Source organism: Roseovarius gahaiensis, assembly GCF_011601345.1.
Taxonomy (GTDB): domain Bacteria; phylum Pseudomonadota; class Alphaproteobacteria; order Rhodobacterales; family Rhodobacteraceae; genus Roseovarius; species Roseovarius gahaiensis.
The window spans coordinates 1-2,335 of sequence record NZ_JAAORB010000054.1; the positions used below are offsets into that span (position 1 = coordinate 1).

2 protein-coding genes are annotated in these 2,335 nt (G+C 54.3%); both read right to left on the minus strand.

The features are described 5' to 3' along the window. Positions 1-128 precede the first annotated feature (128 nt). Complete coding sequence (locus HAT86_RS15765; protein ID WP_167200103.1) at positions 129-911, minus strand: hypothetical protein; 783 nt, start codon at positions 909-911, stop codon at positions 129-131. A gap of 404 nt (positions 912-1,315) precedes the next feature. Then, positions 1,316-2,335 (minus strand): calcium-binding protein (locus HAT86_RS16780; RefSeq protein WP_269204329.1); only part of this gene is annotated, 1,020 nt, incomplete at its 5' end.

Below are 2,335 nucleotides of genomic sequence, written 5' to 3' on the forward strand. Positions count from 1 at the left end.
TGTTAACGAAACAGGTGGGTCAATTTTACTCGCTCATAACCCACCCAAGTGGGTCAATTTTGCACGCCGATTCACACTCATTGACAGCCAAGACCGACCTACCCGACCTTCAAAAACCTTAAGCCTGCTCATGCGTCGTAAAAATCAAGAAAGGAATGGTGCAGCCCACTTGATGAAGCCCGGCGCAAAATTTTTGGGTCCGCAACCAAACCGAACAACATGCGTTTCCATCGCAATGATTGCGCTGGTGACGGGAACGAGGGCTGCGATCCAAGGCGACTTTCCAGAACTTCCCGTTCGTACAAGCAAACAACGGCATGAACGTCTGACACCGAAAGGTTCGCATAGCCCAAAGACCTATGTTTCTGAGTATATTGCGTTATTTTTCTGGCAATGTCCGGCAGTTGGGGGTGGAACTTGTCATGCCCAAGATGCCCGTATTTGCCCCAGAGCATGGCGACCCAGTCATTTGGAATGGTGAGATCTGCGCTATAAAATAGATTGATGGTGAAATGAGCAAACTCCAGTGGCGATCTCGGTTTTGCAAAAAGCCGCTGCCCATAGACTTCGACTGAAAGCTGAGAGACCAATTGATAGAGACGAAGCTGGTATTTCGTAAGATTATCAAAAATGCGAAAAAACGTGGATTTTGAATAACCTGCTTGTTTTGCGATGTTGGCAATCTTGACCTCTGCCAAAGAGGTTGCGTTTGCATATTGCCGAATACCGGCAAGAGCGAACGCTTCCCAACGATTGTCTGCAATATGCTGGGTGGCAGCCTTTGCGATCTCATCCGCCCACACACTTGTCAAAAGATCGGTTTCTGACAACAGATCTTCGACGTCAAACCAGTCATTTCTTTTGATGATGTCTGTGAGTTCAGTTTTTATTGGTAAGCCCGACTTTATCACCGTGATCCCCTAAAGAACGTCGTCCGGCGACAGCCGTTCAAAACACACATTCCGAAAACACCATGCAATTGGACGATCCGTATACGTGAGATATGTTTGTTGCAAGCCTTACCAAGCGGCACATTTTTTAGGTTTCCAAAAATTAAAGGGCTACCTTAAACCGCAGCATCCGTTGGTCACAGGACTTCTTAGTTGCTCTTGCGGTGCGCGGTTTGGTGGTGGTGAAGATCGGGAAGTAGAGAGTCAACAACGCTCTCCAACGCCAGTTCGGCCCTATCGAAAGAGCAGAGGCCGTCGCGCGGCTTAGGCGTGCACGGCCCAGTTTTTTTCTAAACGCTTGGCAAAACGAGATCGGCAGCCGGAGGAACTCCGGCTACCGATATTGGTTTTAATCCGTCTGATGATCAGGTGATCGCGTCGTAGTCAAAGCGGCCGCTGAGGGTCAGTTGGAAGTCTTCATCGTCAATACTGCCGCTGATCGTTGAGACGCCGTTGGTGGCGTCATCCGCGACATTGAAGCCAGCCTCGATGGCCTGATCCCGCGAGGAGATCGTGACCGCGTCAGCCCCTGTGCCAAACTGCAGGACATCTCCGGCGTTGAGGCCATTGATATGGTCGTCCTGCGCGCTGGCCGCGGTTTCGAAGACGAAGGTGTCGTTGCCGTCACCGCCATCGAGCACGTTAGCCGCGTCGCTGGCGAAGATAGTATCGTCCCCCGAGCCGCCGACGAAGTTCTCGATGCTCCAGATCGTGTCCCGACCACCCTCTGCCGTGGTGATCGAGCCGCGATCCGTCCCGGCATTGCCGAGGCGCACCGTGACGTTGGATGTGACCGACGCCATGTCGATCGTGTCCGACCCGTCGCCACCGTAGATGATATCGTTGCAGTCGTCATCCGTGCCGATGAACGTGTCATCACCCGCGCCGCCCATCAGGATATCCGAGCCGGAGCCGCCGATGATCAGATCATCGCCGTCGCCGCCAAAGATATTGTCACTGCCAGCACCGCCCACAAGCATGTCATTGCCATCACCTCCGAGCATATCGTCACGGCCATCGCCCCCAAAGAGCATGTCGTCACCGGCATTGCCAACAAACATGTCGTTGCCATCCTGGCCACCGAGAACATCGTCCCCCGCGCCCCCGAAAAGCCCATCGCTGTCAGCACTGCCGTTTTCGACCATGCCGTCCACGTGCTCGGCAGGCTCTGTCGGCTCATGTTCCACAGGCTCAACCGGCTCTTCAGCTTCTGTCGGCTCCTCTGCTACAGGCTCCTCAGCTTCCACCGGTTCCTCTCCCTCAGGCTCCGCAGGCGCTTTCGGTTCCTCCTCAACCGGCTCTTCAGCTTCTATCGGCTCCCCTGCTACTGGCTCCTCGGCTTCCACCGGTTCCTCTCCCTCAGGCTCCGCAGGCGCTTTCGGTTC